Source organism: Photorhabdus sp. RM96S (genome assembly GCF_042879335.1).
In the GTDB taxonomy this organism is placed as follows: domain Bacteria; phylum Pseudomonadota; class Gammaproteobacteria; order Enterobacterales; family Enterobacteriaceae; genus Photorhabdus; species Photorhabdus kayaii.
Window position 1 is genome coordinate 1 of record NZ_JBHFKT010000303.1, and the last position, 223, is coordinate 223.

1 protein-coding gene is annotated in these 223 nt (G+C 44.4%); it reads left to right on the forward strand.

The annotated features are described in order from the left end of the window. Nucleotides 1-223: hypothetical protein (locus tag ACGF49_RS25460; protein WP_387493643.1), on the forward strand; the 223-nt coding region annotated here is incomplete at both ends.

The window sequence follows — 223 nt, forward strand, 5'->3', positions numbered from 1 at the left end:
GGATCACAAACTGGATCTCTATGATCTTTTATTCGATAAATCAAACACGATAACGTTAAATGCGGGTCATGAAATTGATACCAGCCAGGTTAAATTGGCCGCACAGAAAAACCTGACACTCAGTGCGGGCAAAGATATCACCGCCCGTCAAACTGAGCTGAAAGGGGAAAATATTGAGCTTCTCGCGCGTGAAGGCAACATTCAAATAGGCAGGCATGATTCG